The organism is Streptomyces sp. SID5643 (assembly GCF_009872555.1).
Taxonomy (GTDB): Bacteria; Actinomycetota; Actinomycetes; order Streptomycetales; family Streptomycetaceae; genus Streptomyces; species Streptomyces iakyrus.
Genome location: NZ_WWIC01000122.1, coordinates 1 through 14,430, shown reverse-complemented (window position 1 = coordinate 14,430; position 14,430 = coordinate 1). Strand labels below are relative to the sequence as shown.

Annotated in this window: 13 protein-coding genes; 9 read left to right on the top strand and 4 right to left on the bottom strand. The window is 71.8% G+C overall.

What is annotated here, in order from left to right; genetic code table 11:
* The 3 genes from mobA to GTY56_RS15495 all read left to right on the top strand — a co-directional run.
* The coding region (gene mobA, locus GTY56_RS15505; protein WP_161365947.1) for a DUF6457 domain-containing protein at nt 1–821 on the top strand (821 nt) is incomplete at its 5' end.
* Nucleotides 818–2,203 (top strand): molybdopterin molybdotransferase MoeA, encoded by a 1,386-nt coding sequence (locus GTY56_RS15500; RefSeq protein WP_161365946.1) that lies wholly within the window; start codon nt 818–820, stop codon nt 2,201–2,203. The genes mobA and GTY56_RS15500, both read left to right, overlap by 4 nt.
* Nucleotides 2,200–3,309: an NAD-binding protein gene (locus GTY56_RS15495; protein WP_161365945.1), complete on the top strand. Its 1,110-nt coding sequence runs from the start codon at nt 2,200–2,202 to the stop codon at nt 3,307–3,309. Before GTY56_RS15500 ends, GTY56_RS15495 begins: the two co-directional genes overlap by 4 nt.
* Nucleotides 3,310–3,380: 71 nt before the next feature.
* On the opposite strand, the gene GTY56_RS15490 is transcribed toward GTY56_RS15495, so the two are convergent.
* Together GTY56_RS15490 and GTY56_RS15485 are read right to left on the bottom strand one after the other, a co-directional pair.
* Nucleotides 3,381–4,229 carry an ABC transporter permease gene (locus GTY56_RS15490; RefSeq protein ID WP_033309961.1) on the bottom strand — a complete coding sequence of 283 codons (849 nt, stop codon included), beginning with the start codon at nt 4,227–4,229 and terminating at the stop codon, nt 3,381–3,383.
* A complete protein-coding gene (locus GTY56_RS15485; protein ID WP_161365944.1) occupies nt 4,226–5,257 on the bottom strand; it encodes an efflux ABC transporter ATPase subunit, DrrA-related in 1,032 nt (343 codons plus the stop codon). The genes GTY56_RS15490 and GTY56_RS15485 overlap by 4 nt, the downstream gene beginning before the upstream one ends.
* Before the next feature lie 170 nt (nt 5,258–5,427).
* Here GTY56_RS15485 and GTY56_RS15480 point away from each other — a divergent pair, with 170 nt between their 5' ends.
* Nucleotides 5,428–6,417 carry an NAD(P)H-quinone oxidoreductase gene (locus GTY56_RS15480; protein ID WP_161365943.1) on the top strand — a complete coding sequence of 330 codons (990 nt, stop codon included), beginning with the start codon at nt 5,428–5,430 and terminating at the stop codon, nt 6,415–6,417.
* 33 nt (nt 6,418–6,450) lie between these two features.
* Here GTY56_RS15480 and GTY56_RS15475 read toward each other — a convergent pair whose 3' ends face one another.
* Complete coding sequence (locus GTY56_RS15475; protein ID WP_161365942.1) at nt 6,451–6,999, bottom strand: hypothetical protein; 549 nt, start codon at nt 6,997–6,999, stop codon at nt 6,451–6,453.
* 296 nt (nt 7,000–7,295) lie between these two features.
* Between GTY56_RS15475 and GTY56_RS15470 the strand changes: the two genes are divergently transcribed.
* Nucleotides 7,296–7,835 carry a bacterial proteasome activator family protein gene (locus tag GTY56_RS15470; protein WP_161365941.1) on the top strand — a complete coding sequence of 180 codons (540 nt, stop codon included), beginning with the start codon at nt 7,296–7,298 and terminating at the stop codon, nt 7,833–7,835.
* Between the two features lie 106 nt (nt 7,836–7,941).
* Here GTY56_RS15470 and GTY56_RS15465 read toward each other — a convergent pair whose 3' ends face one another.
* A complete protein-coding gene (locus GTY56_RS15465; protein ID WP_161365940.1) occupies nt 7,942–9,579 on the bottom strand; it encodes a protein kinase domain-containing protein in 1,638 nt (545 codons plus the stop codon).
* A gap of 358 nt (nt 9,580–9,937) precedes the next feature.
* Between GTY56_RS15465 and GTY56_RS15460 the strand changes: the two genes are divergently transcribed.
* From GTY56_RS15460 to GTY56_RS15445, 4 genes are all read left to right on the top strand, one after another.
* A complete protein-coding gene (locus GTY56_RS15460; RefSeq protein ID WP_161365939.1) occupies nt 9,938–11,536 on the top strand; it encodes a protein kinase domain-containing protein in 1,599 nt (532 codons plus the stop codon).
* Nucleotides 11,537–11,928: 392 nt separating this feature from the next.
* Nucleotides 11,929–13,119 carry a pyruvate dehydrogenase (acetyl-transferring) E1 component subunit alpha gene (gene pdhA, locus GTY56_RS15455; protein WP_161365938.1) on the top strand — a complete coding sequence of 397 codons (1,191 nt, stop codon included), beginning with the start codon at nt 11,929–11,931 and terminating at the stop codon, nt 13,117–13,119.
* Nucleotide 13,120: 1 nt separating this feature from the next.
* Nucleotides 13,121–14,098 (top strand): alpha-ketoacid dehydrogenase subunit beta, encoded by a 978-nt coding sequence (locus GTY56_RS15450; protein WP_033309969.1) that lies wholly within the window; start codon nt 13,121–13,123, stop codon nt 14,096–14,098.
* A 10-nt stretch (nt 14,099–14,108) separates the two neighbouring features.
* A partial coding sequence (locus tag GTY56_RS15445; protein WP_346345496.1) for a biotin/lipoyl-containing protein occupies nt 14,109–14,430 on the top strand: 322 nt, incomplete at its 3' end.

Below are 14,430 nucleotides of genomic sequence, written 5' to 3'. Positions count from 1 at the left end.
ACCGGGTGCTCGCGGCCTGCGCCACCGCCCGCACCACTGTCGTGGTCGCCGCGCCCCGCGCGACCGCACGGCCCGTGACCTGGGCCCGCGAGGACCCGCCCGGCGGCGGACCGCTCGCGGCGCTGGACGCCGGGCTCCGCCACACCGCCGCCGAACACGTCGTGGTGCTCTCCGCCGATCTGCCGTTCCTCCACGGGCCGACCGTGGACCGCCTGCTGAGCACGCTGCGGACGAGCGGCTGCGACGGCGTGCTGCTGACCGATCCGAGCGGCCGTGACCAGCCCCTCGTGGCCGCCTACCGGGCGTCGCGGCTGCGTGCGGAACTCGCCCTTCTCGCCGGCCGGCACGGCGCCCTCGCCGGTCTGCCCCTGCGGCGCCTGACCGCCGAGCTGGATCTCACCCGCATCTCCGACCCCGTCGCGTCCTTCGACTGCGACACCTGGGACGACATCGCCACCGCCAGGGCACGTATCAGGGAGCATGGGCACGTGTTGGATGAATGGATTTCCGCCGTCAAGGACGAACTGGGGATCGACCTCGCTGTCGACACCCGCGGCCTGCTCGACCTCGCCCGCGTCGCCGCCCACGGTGTGGACCGGCCCGCGGCGCCGCTGACCACCTTCCTCGTCGGCTATGCGGCCGCGCAGGCCGGCGGCGGCTCCGAGGCCGTCGCCGAGGCCGCCCGCAAGGCCGAGGCCCTCGCCGCCCGCTGGGCGCGGGAGAGCGCCGCCGAGGACCGGCCCTCCGGCGGGGAGCAGCAGCCCGCGGGGGGCGATGTCGCCCCCGACGCCACCCCCGACACCCGCCCGGACGCCGGATGACCCCGCACGGCGCCCGTGCCGGTGAGGACGCCGAGGACCTCGACGTCGAGGAGGTGCTCGCCCTCGTGAGGAACAGCAACGGCAGCCACCTGCCCGACCCGGCGGCACAGGGCGGGACGGACAGCCGCGCCGCGCACCGGCCGGACCCTTCCGCCCCGCCCGGCACGCGCCACCGCGCCACCGGCTGGCCCGAGGCCCGGGCCGTCGCTGAACGCGCCGGCCGCCACGCCACCCGGGCCGCCCGCCGGGCCCCCGTCTCGGTACCCCTCGACACCGCCCTCGGTCTGACCCTCGCCGCCCCGCTCGACGCCCTCACCGACCTCCCCTCCTTCGACACCTCGGCGATGGACGGCTGGGCGGTCTGCGGCCCCGCTCCGTGGCACGTGCGGGACGAGGGCGTCCTCGCCGGGCACGCCGCCCCCGTGGCCCTCACCGACGGCGAGGCCGTGCGGATCGCCACCGGCGCGCGCATCCCCCCGGACACCACCGCCGTCCTGCGCAGCGAGCACGGCCGCAGCGACGACAAGGGCCGCCTGTCCGCCACCAGGGACGTCATCCCCGGTCAGGACATCCGCCCGCGCGGCCAGGAGTGCCGCACCGGCGACCAGCTCCTCGCCGTCGGCACCCTCGTCACCCCGGCCGTCCTCGGGCTGGCGGCGGCGGCCGGCTACGACACCGTCACCGCCGTCCCCCGGGCCCGCGTCGAAGTCCTCGTCCTGGGCGACGAGTTGCTCACCCGGGGCTTGCCGCACGACGGCCTGATCCGGGACGCGCTCGGCCCCATGCTGCCGCCGTGGCTGCGGGCGCTGGGCGCCGAGGTCACTGCCGTCCGGCGCATCCGCGACGACGCCGGCGCCCTGCACGAGGCCGTCACCACCTGCGACGCCGACGTCATCCTCACGACCGGCGGCACCGCGGCCGGCCCCGTCGACCACGTCCACCCCACCCTGCGCAGGATCGGCGCCGAACTCCTCGTCGACGGCGTCGCGGTGCGTCCGGGCCACCCCATGCTGCTGGCCCGCACCCAGGAGACCCAGCACCTCGTCGGCCTGCCGGGCAATCCGCTGGCTGCCGTCTCCGGCCTGCTGACGCTCGCCGAACCGCTGCTGCGGATCCTCGCGGCCCGCCCGGCGCCGGAGCCGTACACGCTGTCGCTCCGGGACGCCGTACAGGGGCACCCGCACGACACCCGGCTCGTCCCCGTCGTCCTGCGCGGCGACGAGGCCGTGCCGCTGCACTACAACGGCCCCGCCATGCTGCGCGGCATCGCGGCGGCCGACGCGCTGGCCGTGGTCCCGCCGGGCGGCGCACGTGCGGGGCAGGAGGCGGAACTGCTCGACCTGCCCTGGGCGTCCGGAGGAATCGGGGTGTGTTTCACGTGAAACTTCCGGGCCAGGACGCGATCGCCCGCCAGGCCGACGAGCATCTGGTGACCCATCGGGTGAAACTCCCGAGGAAGGTGGTGGAGCACCCGTTCCGCCAGGTCGCCAAGCGGCTCTCCATCGCCCTGCTGGTGCTCGTCGTGACCGCGCTGATCGTCTACGTCGACCGGGACGGCTACAACGACAACGCGGGCGGTGGCGTCGACCTTCTCGACGCCTTCTACTACGCGACCGTCACCCTCTCCACCACCGGTTACGGTGACATCGCGCCGGCCAGCGACGCCGCTCGGCTCACCAACATCCTCCTCATCACCCCCCTGCGCGTGCTGTTCCTGATCATCCTGGTCGGCACCACCCTCGAAGCCCTCACCGAACGCACCCGGGAGGAGTGGCGACTGACCCGCTGGAGGTCCACGTTGCGTGATCACACCGTTGTCATCGGCTTTGGTACGAAGGGCAGGTCGGCGATCCGGACCGTCTGCGCCACGGGTCTGAAGAAGGAACAGGTCGTCGTGGTCGACCCCAGTTCCAAGGTGATCGACGCCGCGACCGCCGAGGGCTTCGCGGGCATCGTGGGGGACGCGACCCGCAGCGAAGTGCTCAAGCGGGCCGAGGTGCACAAAGCCCGCCAGATCATCATCGCGACGCAGCGCGACGACACAGCCGTCCTGGTGGCCCTGACGGCGCGGCAGCTCAACCGCGGGGCGAAGATCGTGGCGGCGGTGCGGGAGGAGGAGAACGCGCCGTTGCTCAAGCAGTCCGGGGCCGACGCGGTCATCACCAGCGCCAGTGCCGCCGGCCGGCTGCTCGGCCTCTCCGTGCTGAGCCCCTCCGCGGGCATGGTGCTGGAGGACCTCATTCAGCAGGGCAGCGGACTCGACCTCGTGGAACGGCCGGTCATCAAGGCCGAGGTGGGCAAGACACCGCGGGAGGTCGCCGACCTGGTGGTGAGCGTCATACGCGGACACCGCGTCCTCGGCTACGACGATCCGGCGGTCGGGAGACTGGAGCTGACCGACCGGCTCATCACGATCGTGCGGAAGACCCCGGCCACCCAGGTCGCCCCCGACATCCGGCCGATGCCCCCGATGCCCCGCAACACCTGAGCACCGGGCAGAAACACGCCGGCCGCCGCGCACCACCCGGTGCGAGACGGCCGGCGCAGCCCGGAGAGCCGCTACTTCCGGTTGTACAGCCGCATCGTGACCGGCCCGAAGACCAGCACGAACAGCCCGGCCCAGCCCAGCGACCAGGCGACCTCGTCGGCCGGCCAGTCGCCGCCCATCAGACCGCGCACCGCCGACGCCAGGTGGGTGATGGGGCTGTTGTTCACGAACGCCTGCAACCAGCCCGGCATCGTCTTCGGATCCACGAACACGTTGGACAGGAAGGTGAGCGGGAAGATCACCATCATGCTGACGCCCATCACCGACTTCTCGGTGCGCAGCATCAGCCCGAACATCGTCCAGATCCACGAGAAGGCGAACGAGAAGGCCACCAGCAGGGCGATCCCGGCGAGCACACCGGCGACCCCGCCGTCCGGCCGGTATCCCAGGATCATGCCGACGGTGAGCATCACGATCGACGCGATCGTGTACCGCAGGGCGTCACCGAGCAGATAGCCGACCATCGTCGACGGCCGCCAGATCGGCAGGCTGCGGAAGCGGTCGAACACGCCCTTCTCGATGTCGGTGTTCACGGAGACACCCGTGTACATCGTGATCATCACGACCGACATCACGAGGATGCCCGGCAGCAGGAACTGGATGTACTCCTTCGGCGAACCGGCCAGCGCCCCGCCGAACAGGTACGTGTACATCAGCACCATCATGATCGGGAACGCCGTGACGTCGAAGAGCTGCTCCGGCACGTGCTTGATCTTGAGGATCGCCCGCCAGCCGAAGGTCATCGAGGCCGACCACGCGCTGGGACGCGGCGGCCGCTCCTTGGACACCAGCAGCGCGGCGAGGGACTCGGCGCTGACCGGGGCGAGCTCTTTGCTCTCGGTGGTCGTCGCGGTGCTCATGCCGCCACCTCGTCCTTCGGGTTGTCGGAGCGGTCGGTGGAGCGGTCGGCGGAGTCGTGCGTGTCGTGCCCGGTGAGCGCCAGGAACACCTCGTCGAGGCTGGGCTGGCCCAGCGAGAAGTTGTCGACGGTGATCCCGGCGCGGGCCAGCTCGCCCAGGGCGCGGGAGGCCTGCTCGGCGGCGGAGTCGTCGCCGGCCGCCGTGGCGAGACGGGCGGTGAGGGCCACCGGATCGGGCTCCGTCTGCACCTGCGCGTCGAGGGCGCGGCGCAGCAGGTCGGCCGCGAGATCACGCTGCCCGGGATCTCGTAGGCGCAAGTGGACGGATCCGGCGCCGACGGACGACTTCAGCTCGCCCTTGGTGCCCTCGGCGATCACCCTGCCGCGGTCGATGACGGCGATCCGGGACGCCAGCTGGTCGGCCTCGTCCAGGTACTGGGTGGTCAGGAGCACCGTGGTGCCCTGGGCGACCACGGCCCGCACGATGTCCCAGACCTGGTTGCGGCTGCGCGGGTCCAAGCCGGTCGTCGGTTCGTCGAGGAAGAGCAGGTCGGGGGTGTTGAGGATGGACGCGGCGATGTCGATGCGGCGCCGCATGCCGCCCGAGTAGTGCTTGACCTGCTTGGCGGCCGCCTCCGAGAGCCCGAAGGCCTCCAGCAGCTGCCCGGCGCGTTCACGGGCGGACTTCTTGTGGTGCCCGAGGAGCCGGCCGAGCAGGACCAGGTTCTCGGTGCCGGTGAGGTCTTCGTCCACCGACGCGTACTGGCCGGTGAGGCTCACCCGGCCGCGTACCTCGTCCGCCTCGCGGACGACGTCGTGGCCGAAGACGTGCGCCTCGCCGCCGTCCGGCCGCAGGAGAGTGGCGAGCATCTTCACGGTGGTGGTCTTGCCGGCGCCGTTCGGGCCGAGGACGCCGTAGACCGTGCCCGCGGGCACGGCCAGGTCGACTCCGTCGACGGCCCTCGTCTCGCCGAACGTTTTCACCAGGCCCGCGGTCTCGATCGCCAGGCCGGACGTCTGCGTGCTCATGCTTCGGGTCCTTCCGCGTGCTTGGGCTACGCATGGAAAGACCTTTACCGTCGCGCAAACTCATCGGTCCCGCACCCGGGTTTCTCCGGGACCGGACCGAAGACGTAGCCGCGGCGGGCCCCGGGGACGGAGCGGACTCGGTCCGGGGACCGACGGGTACGGTCCCTTGCATGCATGCGATCACGATTCCCGAACCTGGTGGGCCCGAGGCGCTGGTCTGGGACGAGGTCCCCGACCCCGTGCCCGGCGAGGGCGAGGTCCTGGTCGAGGTGGCGGCCGGTGCCGTCAACCGGGCCGACATCCTGCAACGGCAGGGCTTCTACGAGCCGCCGCCCGGTGCGTCCCCCTACCCCGGCCTGGAATGCTCCGGTCGGATCGTCGGCATCGGCCCCGGCGTCTCCGGGTGGAACACCGGCGACGAGGTGTGCGCGCTGCTCTCCGGCGGCGGCTACGCCGAGAAGGTGGCCGTCCCGGCCGGGCAGCTGCTGCCCGTGCCCGAGGGGGTCGGTCTGACGGAGGCGGCGGCGCTGCCCGAGGTGGCCTGCACCGTCTGGTCGAACGTCTTCATGGTCGCCCACCTGCGGCCCGGCGAGACGCTCCTGGTGCACGGCGGGTCCAGCGGCATCGGCACGATGGCCATCCAGCTGGCCAAGGCCGTCGGTGCGCGGGTGGCCGTGACGGCCGGGACGAAGGAGAAGCTCCAGGCGTGCGCCGAGCTGGGTGCCGACATCCTGGTCAACTACCGCGAGCAGGACTTCGTCGAGGAGGTCAGGACGGCGACGGACGGCGCCGGTGCCGATGTCATCCTCGACAACATGGGCGCCAAGTACCTGGAGCGCAACGTCAGGGCCCTCGCCGTCAACGGCCGCCTCGCGATCATCGGCATGCAGGGCGGCGTCAAGGGGGAGCTGAACATCGGCGCCCTGCTGGCCAAGCGCGCCGCGATCAGTGCGACGTCCCTGCGCGCCAGGCCCAAGGAGGAGAAGACGGCCATCGTCGCGGCCGTACGCGAACACGTCTGGCCGCTGTTCGCGGACGGCCACCTGCGCCCGGTCGTCGACCGTGAACTCCCGATGCGGGACGCCGCCGCCGCGCACCGGGTCGTGGAGGAGAGCAGCCACGTCGGCAAGGTCCTGCTGATCACCCCGCAGGGCGCCTGACGCCCGCTGCCACGGAGATCCGTCAGAAGTCCGCTAGACCCTCCGCAGCCGCAGTGCGAAGAACGCCAGGCCCAGCCCCAGTCCGATGAGGACCAGGCCGCTGCCCAGGGGCAGGATCCGCAGGACCTGTCCCACGGGGCGTTCGGCGGTCGCGGCCTCGCGCACGGGCTGCTCGGCCGGCTCGGAGGGCGCCGGGGCCGTCTCCCGCGGCTCCTCGGGGACGGCCGTGGCGTCCGCGACGCCCGGACCGTCCCCGGCGTCCTCCGGCCGTCCTGGCCGCACCCGGCCCTCGCCCGCCCGGCTCCCGGCCCGCGAGGGCTCGCCGGAGGCGGAAGGAGCGGCCAGGGCGGCGGACGGGGCCGACGAAGCCGCCAGGGCGGACGGGGCGACCGGGGGCGACGGGGCCGCCAGGGCGGCCGGGGCGGCGCGGGTTCCGGGCCCTGAAGCCCCCGAGAACGAGGCAGCCCCGGAGAACGGGACAGCCCCGTAGGACGGGGCGGATCCGTAGGGTGAGACGACCGCGCCCGCCCCCAGGGCGAGCACCAGTCCCGCCGCCCGCAGTGCGCGTAGCCATGGAGTCACGTGGGTGACCCCCTCCCGCCGTGCCCGGTAGGGCATAAACGGCAAGTTCGGTCATATCGAGGCACTCAGCCTCACACTGCCGCGGACGCCCGGCACTCCGGGTTCGGCCGACGGACGGAATCGCCACCCGCCGGAGAAGGGGTCCGAGGCCCGCCCGCCCCGTTCACCCGCGAGGAGGAACCGCCCCCCGCAGGAGCAACCCGGAGCCCGGCCGGTTCGTCTCCTCAAGCACGGTGGATCAGCCTCCCGCGGGGGCACCACGGAGGTGAGGTGCAGGCGTGCGACAGAATGGCGACATGGAGATGCCGAGGAACGAAAGGTCGCCGGAGAACCCGCAGATCCTGGTCGTGGGCCAGGACGGCATGGCGCTCGGTGGCGGCAGCGCAGACGAGGACTCCCGCGAGACCCCGGTCACGGAACAGGTGGAGCAGCCCGCGAAGGTCATGCGGATCGGCAGCATGATCAAGCAGCTGCTGGAGGAAGTGCGGGCGGCTCCTCTGGACGAGGCCAGCCGCGTCCGGCTGAAGGACATCCACGCCAGCTCGGTGAAGGAGCTGGAGGACGGTCTGGCGCCCGAGCTGGTCGAGGAGCTGGAGCGGCTCTCCCTGCCCTTCACGGACGAGGCGACCCCCAGCGACTCGGAGCTGCGCATCGCGCAGGCCCAGCTGGTCGGCTGGCTGGAGGGGCTCTTCCACGGGATCCAGACGACGCTGTTCGCCCAGCAGATGGCGGCCCGCGCCCAGCTGGAGTCCATGCGCCGCGCTCTCCCGCCCGGGGTCGGCGACGGCCTCGACGAGCAGCACCCGGGTGGCCGGACGGGCGGCCCCTACCTGTAGTCGTCCGCAGGCGACACAGCACGAAGGCGACACAGCACGAAGGCGACACAGCACGAAGGGGCCCGGCGGCCGAAGCCGCCGGGCCCCTTCCGTGGCAACGGATCCGTCAGGAAGGCGGGTTGCCCGTGGAGACGCTGAGCTCGATCTCCGGCATGTCCTTCGGGTCGACGTCGGTGTCGGCGGACGGGAACTGGTTCATGACCGTGCCGTCGCCGTAGGTGTTCTCGTCGACCTTCTTCTCGTTCACTTCCCAGCCGGCCGCCTGGAGGCAGGCCTTGACCGACTTGATGTTCTTGAACTTGAAGTCCGGGATCTGGATCTTGTCGGGGTCGTTGTACGACTCCCGCGGCTCCGTGCACTCCTCGGTGTCGATCGTCTTCGTGGTGTCCGGCCCGCGGTAACCGGGCTTCTTCTCCGCCGAGGCCGACGCACTCGGGCCGCTGCCGCCGCCCTTGTTCTCCTCGCCGCCGCCGTTCAGCAGCAGCGCCGTGACGAGGCCGCCGACCGCGAGGACGGACACGATGACCGAGCCGATGATCACCGGCTTGTTCCTGCCGCCGGAGGGGGCCGCCGGGGCCTGGGGCGCCAGGTTGTACGGCGGCGGGGTCGACGGGCCGGGCTGCGGGGAGTACGCCGCCGGGGACGGCGTCTGGTAGCCGCCCTGCTGGGGATACCCGTACGCCGGGGACGGCCCCGTCGGTGCGGGCGTGCCGTAGGGGTTCGGGGGCGGGGTCGGCTGGTACGGCGTCTGCACCTGGCCCGAGGGCGCCGGGGTCGCCTGGTCGACCGGCGGGAACACGGCCGAGCCGACGCCCGCGCCGCTCGGGGCCTGCGTGCCCGGGACGATGCTCGGCGGCGCGGCCTGGAAGGACGCCGCCACGCGCAGGCACTCGTCGCGCATGGCCTCGGCGCTGGGGAAACGCTCGTTCGGATTCTTCTTCAGGGCCCGGGCGATCAGCGCGTCCACGGCCGGGGGCAGCGCACGGTTGATCGAGGACGGAACCGGCGGCTCCTCCTGCACGTGCGCGTACGCGATGGCCAGCGGTGAGTCCGCCTCGAACGGCAGCCGGCCGGTCACCAGCTGGAACAGCATGATGCCGACCGAGTACAGGTCGGAGCGGGCGTCCACCCCGCGGCCGAGGGCCTGCTCCGGCGACAGGTACTGCGGTGTGCCGACGACCATGCCGGTCTGCGTCATCGACGTCACGCCGGACTGCATGGCGCGGGCGATGCCGAAGTCCATGACCTTGACCACGGCGCGCTTGGTCATCATCACGTTGCCCGGCTTGATGTCGCGGTGGACCAGGCCCATCTCGTGGCTGATCTCCAGCGCGGCCAGCACGTCCGCCGTGATCTTCAAAGCCTTGTCGGCGGGCATCGCGCCCTGCTGCCGCACGTCCTCGTCGAGGACCGAGCCGAGCGGGCGGCCCTCGACGTACTCCATGACGATGTACGGCGTCGTCATGCCGTCGAGGGTGTCCTCGCCGGTGTCGAAGACCGAGACGATGTTGGTGTGCGTGAGCTTGGCCACGGACTGGGCCTCGCGGCGGAACCGTTCGCGGAAGGCCTGTTCCCGGCCGAGATCCGTGTGAAGTGTCTTGATCGCGACCTGCCGGTCGAGCACGCTGTCGTACGCGAGGTGCACCGAGGCCATGCCGCCCTGGCCGAGGAGATCACGCAGCTGATAGCGGCCGCTGGCGAGCGCCCGCCCCGTGTGCCGGCCCTGTGCGCCGTCCTGGCTCATGTTCCCCGTCCCCCGTAGCCCCTGCGGACGCCGCCGACTGCCGCTGATCCGTCGTTGAACCGTTGTTGATCCAAACCGCCATTCCCGGCCAAGTCTGCCCCAGGGCACCGACACGTCAAGCTCGGTGCCCGTTCCGTGACCGTACGCGAAAGAAGAGTCGCGCAAGCGTTACAGGGGGCGTACGGGCGGGACACAGAATTTGCACGAGAGTAAGGAGTGAAGGTTTCATGGCCGGTCCGTCTCGTGCCGGTCCCGGTGCCCCTTCCCGGACCGGAGGCTTGCGCGGAGGCTGTAGCGTGGCCGACGGAGACCGTAACAACACCGCGCGCACCGCGGGCAGAAACGACGGCGAGGACTGATGGCACAGCAGCAGGCCGCTCAGGGCCCGTCCGACCCCGAGGCGTCTGGCGGCGGCATGTCGGACGCGCCTGAGCTCTGGGGGAACGGCGGGTTGGTCGGGGACGGCCGGTACCGGCTGACCCGCAGACTCGGCCGGGGCGGCATGGCCGAGGTGTTCGCAGCCGAGGACGTCCGCCTCGGACGCACCGTCGCCGTCAAGCTGCTCCGCTCCGACCTCGCCGAGGACCCGGTGTCCAAGGCGCGCTTCACGCGCGAGGCCCAGTCGGTGGCCGGCCTCAACCACCACGCGATCGTGGCCGTGTACGACTCCGGCGAGGACTTCGTCGGCGGCCAGTCCGTGCCGTACATCGTCATGGAGATCGTCGAGGGCCGCACCATCCGCGACCTGCTCCTGAACGCGGAGGCCCCCGGCCCCGAGCAGGCGCTGATCATCGTCTCGGGCGTCCTGGAGGCGCTCGCCTACTCGCACCAGCACGGCATCGTGCACCGCGACATCAAGCCGGCCAACGTCATCATCACGCACAACGGCGCCGTGAAGGTGATGGACTTCGGCATCGCCCGGGCCCTGCACGGCGCGTCCACGACGATGACGCAGACCGGCATGGTCATGGGCACCCCGCAGTACCTCTCCCCCGAGCAGGCGCTCGGCAAGGCCGTCGACCACCGCTCCGACCTGTACGCGACGGGCTGCCTGCTCTACGAACTCCTCTCGCTGCGCCCGCCCTTCACCGGCGAGACCCCGCTGTCGGTGGTCTACCAGCACGTCCAGGACATCCCGACGCCGCCGTCCGAGGCCTCCGACGCCTGCCCGCCGGAGCTGGACGGTCTGGTCATGCGCTCCCTCGCCAAGGAGCCCGACGACCGCTTCCAGACGGCCGAGGAGATGCGCGGGCTGGTCCAGTACGCGCTCCAGATGCTCTACGACCAGGGCGGCCACACCGGCACCTGGAACACCGGGCCGGTCGACATGCACGAGGGCCGGCACACCCCGTCGGGCGGCTTCGCCGGCGCGACGGCCGTGATGGGCCACGCCGGGGACGCCTCCGGCACCACGCAGATCCCCTCGCCGATCCTGCCCGGCGGCTACGGCGGCGGGGACGACGGCGGCTTCGAGGGCCACGGCAACAAGGGCAGCGGCCGCGGCAAGCTCTGGATCCTCGCCGTGCTCGCGGTGATCGCCATCGCCGCGGGCGTCGCCCTGGCCCTGCAGAACACCGGCGGCGACAAGGACGACCCGAGCAAGAAGCAGTCGCCGACCAGCTCGCAGACGACCGACAAGAAGACGCCCAGCGAGACGCCGAGCGACGACGACACCGGCGAGCCGACCGACACGAGCACGGACGACGGCACCGGTACGGGCAACGGAAACGGCAACTGGACGCCGTCGTACTCGCCCTCCTACACCCCGTCGCAGAGCGCTCCCGAGTCGCCCACCGGCGAGCCGTCGGACCCGCAGACCTCCGCGGAGCCGTCCGACGAGCCCACGGACCCCGAGCCCTCGGACCCGCAGACGCCGCCGGACGACACGGGCGGTGTCGACGGCGGCACCACTGCCGGTGTCGTGGGCGGCGCGGGTGGCGGCGACGGCGGCAACTGACAGGCAGAAAAACGCATGATCCACGCGCGCGTGGGGCCCGGGAACGGGGCCCGCGCGCGCGGGCCGTTTTGGCACGCCGACAAGAGAACTCTTCCCGTGACCTGGGTCACCGGGTTAACGTGCGGTTGCTCCGGCCTCCTGCAAGGCTGTGACCTGGGACCCTTCACCGCCTTCCCGATTTACTTGGATATCCAAGCAAACTCGCAGGTCAGAAGGGGTTTCACAGAAATGTGGCGCACTGGGTAACGTGCTTTCTGCAGGGCGCTCGCCGGGGCACCTGTCACGCCTGTTCCCGGCCGAGTGGCACCCACCCCGTGTCCCGTGGGCCGAGAACAGGTGAGCCGCACTGGCCTGCCGGCAACCCCGGGGGCCGGACCGACGGAGGAGCACACGTGACCGTGGAGAGCACTGCCGCGCGCACACCGCGACGCAGCGCCGGAAGCAAGGCCGGCACCACCGGCACCAAGCGCACCCGCACGACCGCCAAGAAGGACGCCGGCACCGAGCCCCAGCTGGTGCAGCTGCTGACGCCCGAGGGCAAGCGCGTCAAGAACGCCGAGTACGACAAGTACGTCGCCGGCATCACCCCGGAAGAGCTGCGCGGCCTCTACCGCGACATGGTGCTCACCCGCCGCTTCGACGCCGAGGCCACCTCCCTGCAGCGCCAGGGCGAGCTGGGCCTGTGGGCGTCGCTGCTCGGCCAGGAGGCCGCCCAGATCGGGTCCGGCCGGGCCACCCGGGAGGACGACTACGTCTTCCCGACCTACCGCGAGCACGGCGTGGCCTGGTGCCGTGGCGTCGACCCGGCCAACCTGCTCGGGATGTTCCGCGGTGTGAACAACGGCGGCTGGGACCCCAACAGCAACAACTTCCAGCTGTACACGATCGTCATCGGCTCCCAGACGCTGCACGCCACCGGCTACGCGATGGGCGTCGCCAAGGACGGCGCCGACAGCGCGGTGATCGCGTACTTCGGCGACGGCGCCTCCAGTCAGGGCGACGTGGCCGAGTCGTTCACCTTCTCCGCGGTCTACAACGCCCCGGTCGTGTTCTTCTGCCAGAACAACCAGTGGGCGATCTCCGAGCCGACCGAGAAGCAGTCCCGCGTGCCGATCTACCAGCGCGCCCAGGGCTTCGGCTTCCCGGGCGTCCGGGTCGACGGCAACGACGTGCTCGGGGTCCTCGCGGTCACCCGCTGGGCCCTGGAGCGGGCCCGCAGCGGCGAGGGCCCGACCCTCGTCGAGGCGTTCACCTACCGCATGGGCGCCCACACCACCTCCGACGACCCGACCCGCTACCGGGGCGACGAGGAGCGCCAGGCCTGGGAGGCCAAGGACCCGATCCTGCGCCTGCGCCGCTACCTGGAGGCGTCAAACCACGCGGACGAGGGATTCTTCCAGGAACTGGAGGCCGAGTCCGAGGCGTTGGGCAAACGAGTGCGCGAGGCGGTCCGTGCCATGCCGGACCCGGACCACTTCGCGATCTTCGAGAACGCCTACGCGGACGGACACGCGCTCGTCGACGAGGAGCGCGCCCAGTTCGCCGCGTACCAGGCGTCGTTCGCCGACGAGGGGGGTAACTGAGATGGCCGACAAGATGGCACTGGCCAAGGCGATCAACGAGTCGCTGCGCCGCGCTCTGGAGTCCGACCCCAAGGTCCTGATCATGGGCGAGGACGTCGGCAAGCTCGGCGGCGTCTTCCGGGTGACGGACGGCCTGCAGAAGGACTTCGGCGAGAGCCGCGTCATCGACACCCCGCTCGCCGAGTCGGGCATCGTCGGCACGGCGATCGGCCTGGCCCTGCGCGGCTACCGCCCGGTGGTGGAGATCCAGTTCGACGGCTTCGTCTTCCCGGCGTACGACCAGATCGTCACGCAGCTCGCGAAGATGCACGCCCGCTCGCTGGGCAAGGTCAAGCTCCCGGTCGTCGTGCGCATCCCCTACGGCGGCGGCATCGGCGCGGTGGAGCACCACTCCGAGTCGCCCGAGGCGCTCTTCGCGCACGTGGCGGGCCTGAAGATCGTCAGCCCGTCGAACGCGTCGGACGCCTACTGGATGATGCAGCAGGCCATCCAGAGCGACGACCCGGTGATCTTCTTCGAGCCCAAGCGCCGCTACTGGGACAAGGGCGAGGTCAACACGGAGGCGATCCCGGGCCCGCTGCACAAGGCCCAGGTGGTCCGCGAGGGCACCGACCTCACCCTGGCCGCCTACGGCCCGATGGTGAAGCTCTGCCAGGAGGTCGCGGACGCGGCCGCCGAGGAGGGCAGGAACCTGGAGGTCCTGGACCTGCGCTCGGTCTCCCCGCTCGACTTCGACTCGATCCAGGCGTCGGTGGAGAAGACGCGCCGGCTGGTCGTCGTCCACGAGGCCCCGGTGTTCTTCGGCTCGGGCGCGGAGATCGCCGCCCGGATCACGGAGCGCTGCTTCTACCACCTGGAGGCCCCGGTGCTCCGGGTCGGCGGCTACCACGCCCCGTACCCGCCGGCCCGCCTGGAGGAGGAGTACCTGCCGAACCTGGACCGGGTACTGGACGCCGTCGACCGCTCGCTGGCGTACTGAGGAGAGGGTCGTGACGACGATGACGGAAGCGTCCGTGCGCGAGTTCAAGATGCCCGACGTGGGCGAGGGACTCACCGAGGCCGAGATCCTCAAGTGGTACGTCCAGCCCGGCGACACGGTCACCGACGGCCAGGTGGTCTGCGAGGTCGAGACGGCGAAGGCGGCCGTCGAGCTGCCCATCCCGTACGACGGCGTGGTCCGGGACCTGCACTTCCCCGAGGGCACCACGGTCGACGTGGGCACGGCGATCATCGCGGTGGACGTGGGCGGCGGCAGCGCCGCACCGGCCGCGGAACAGCCCGCCGCCGGGCAGCCCGCGCCGGCCCCGGCCG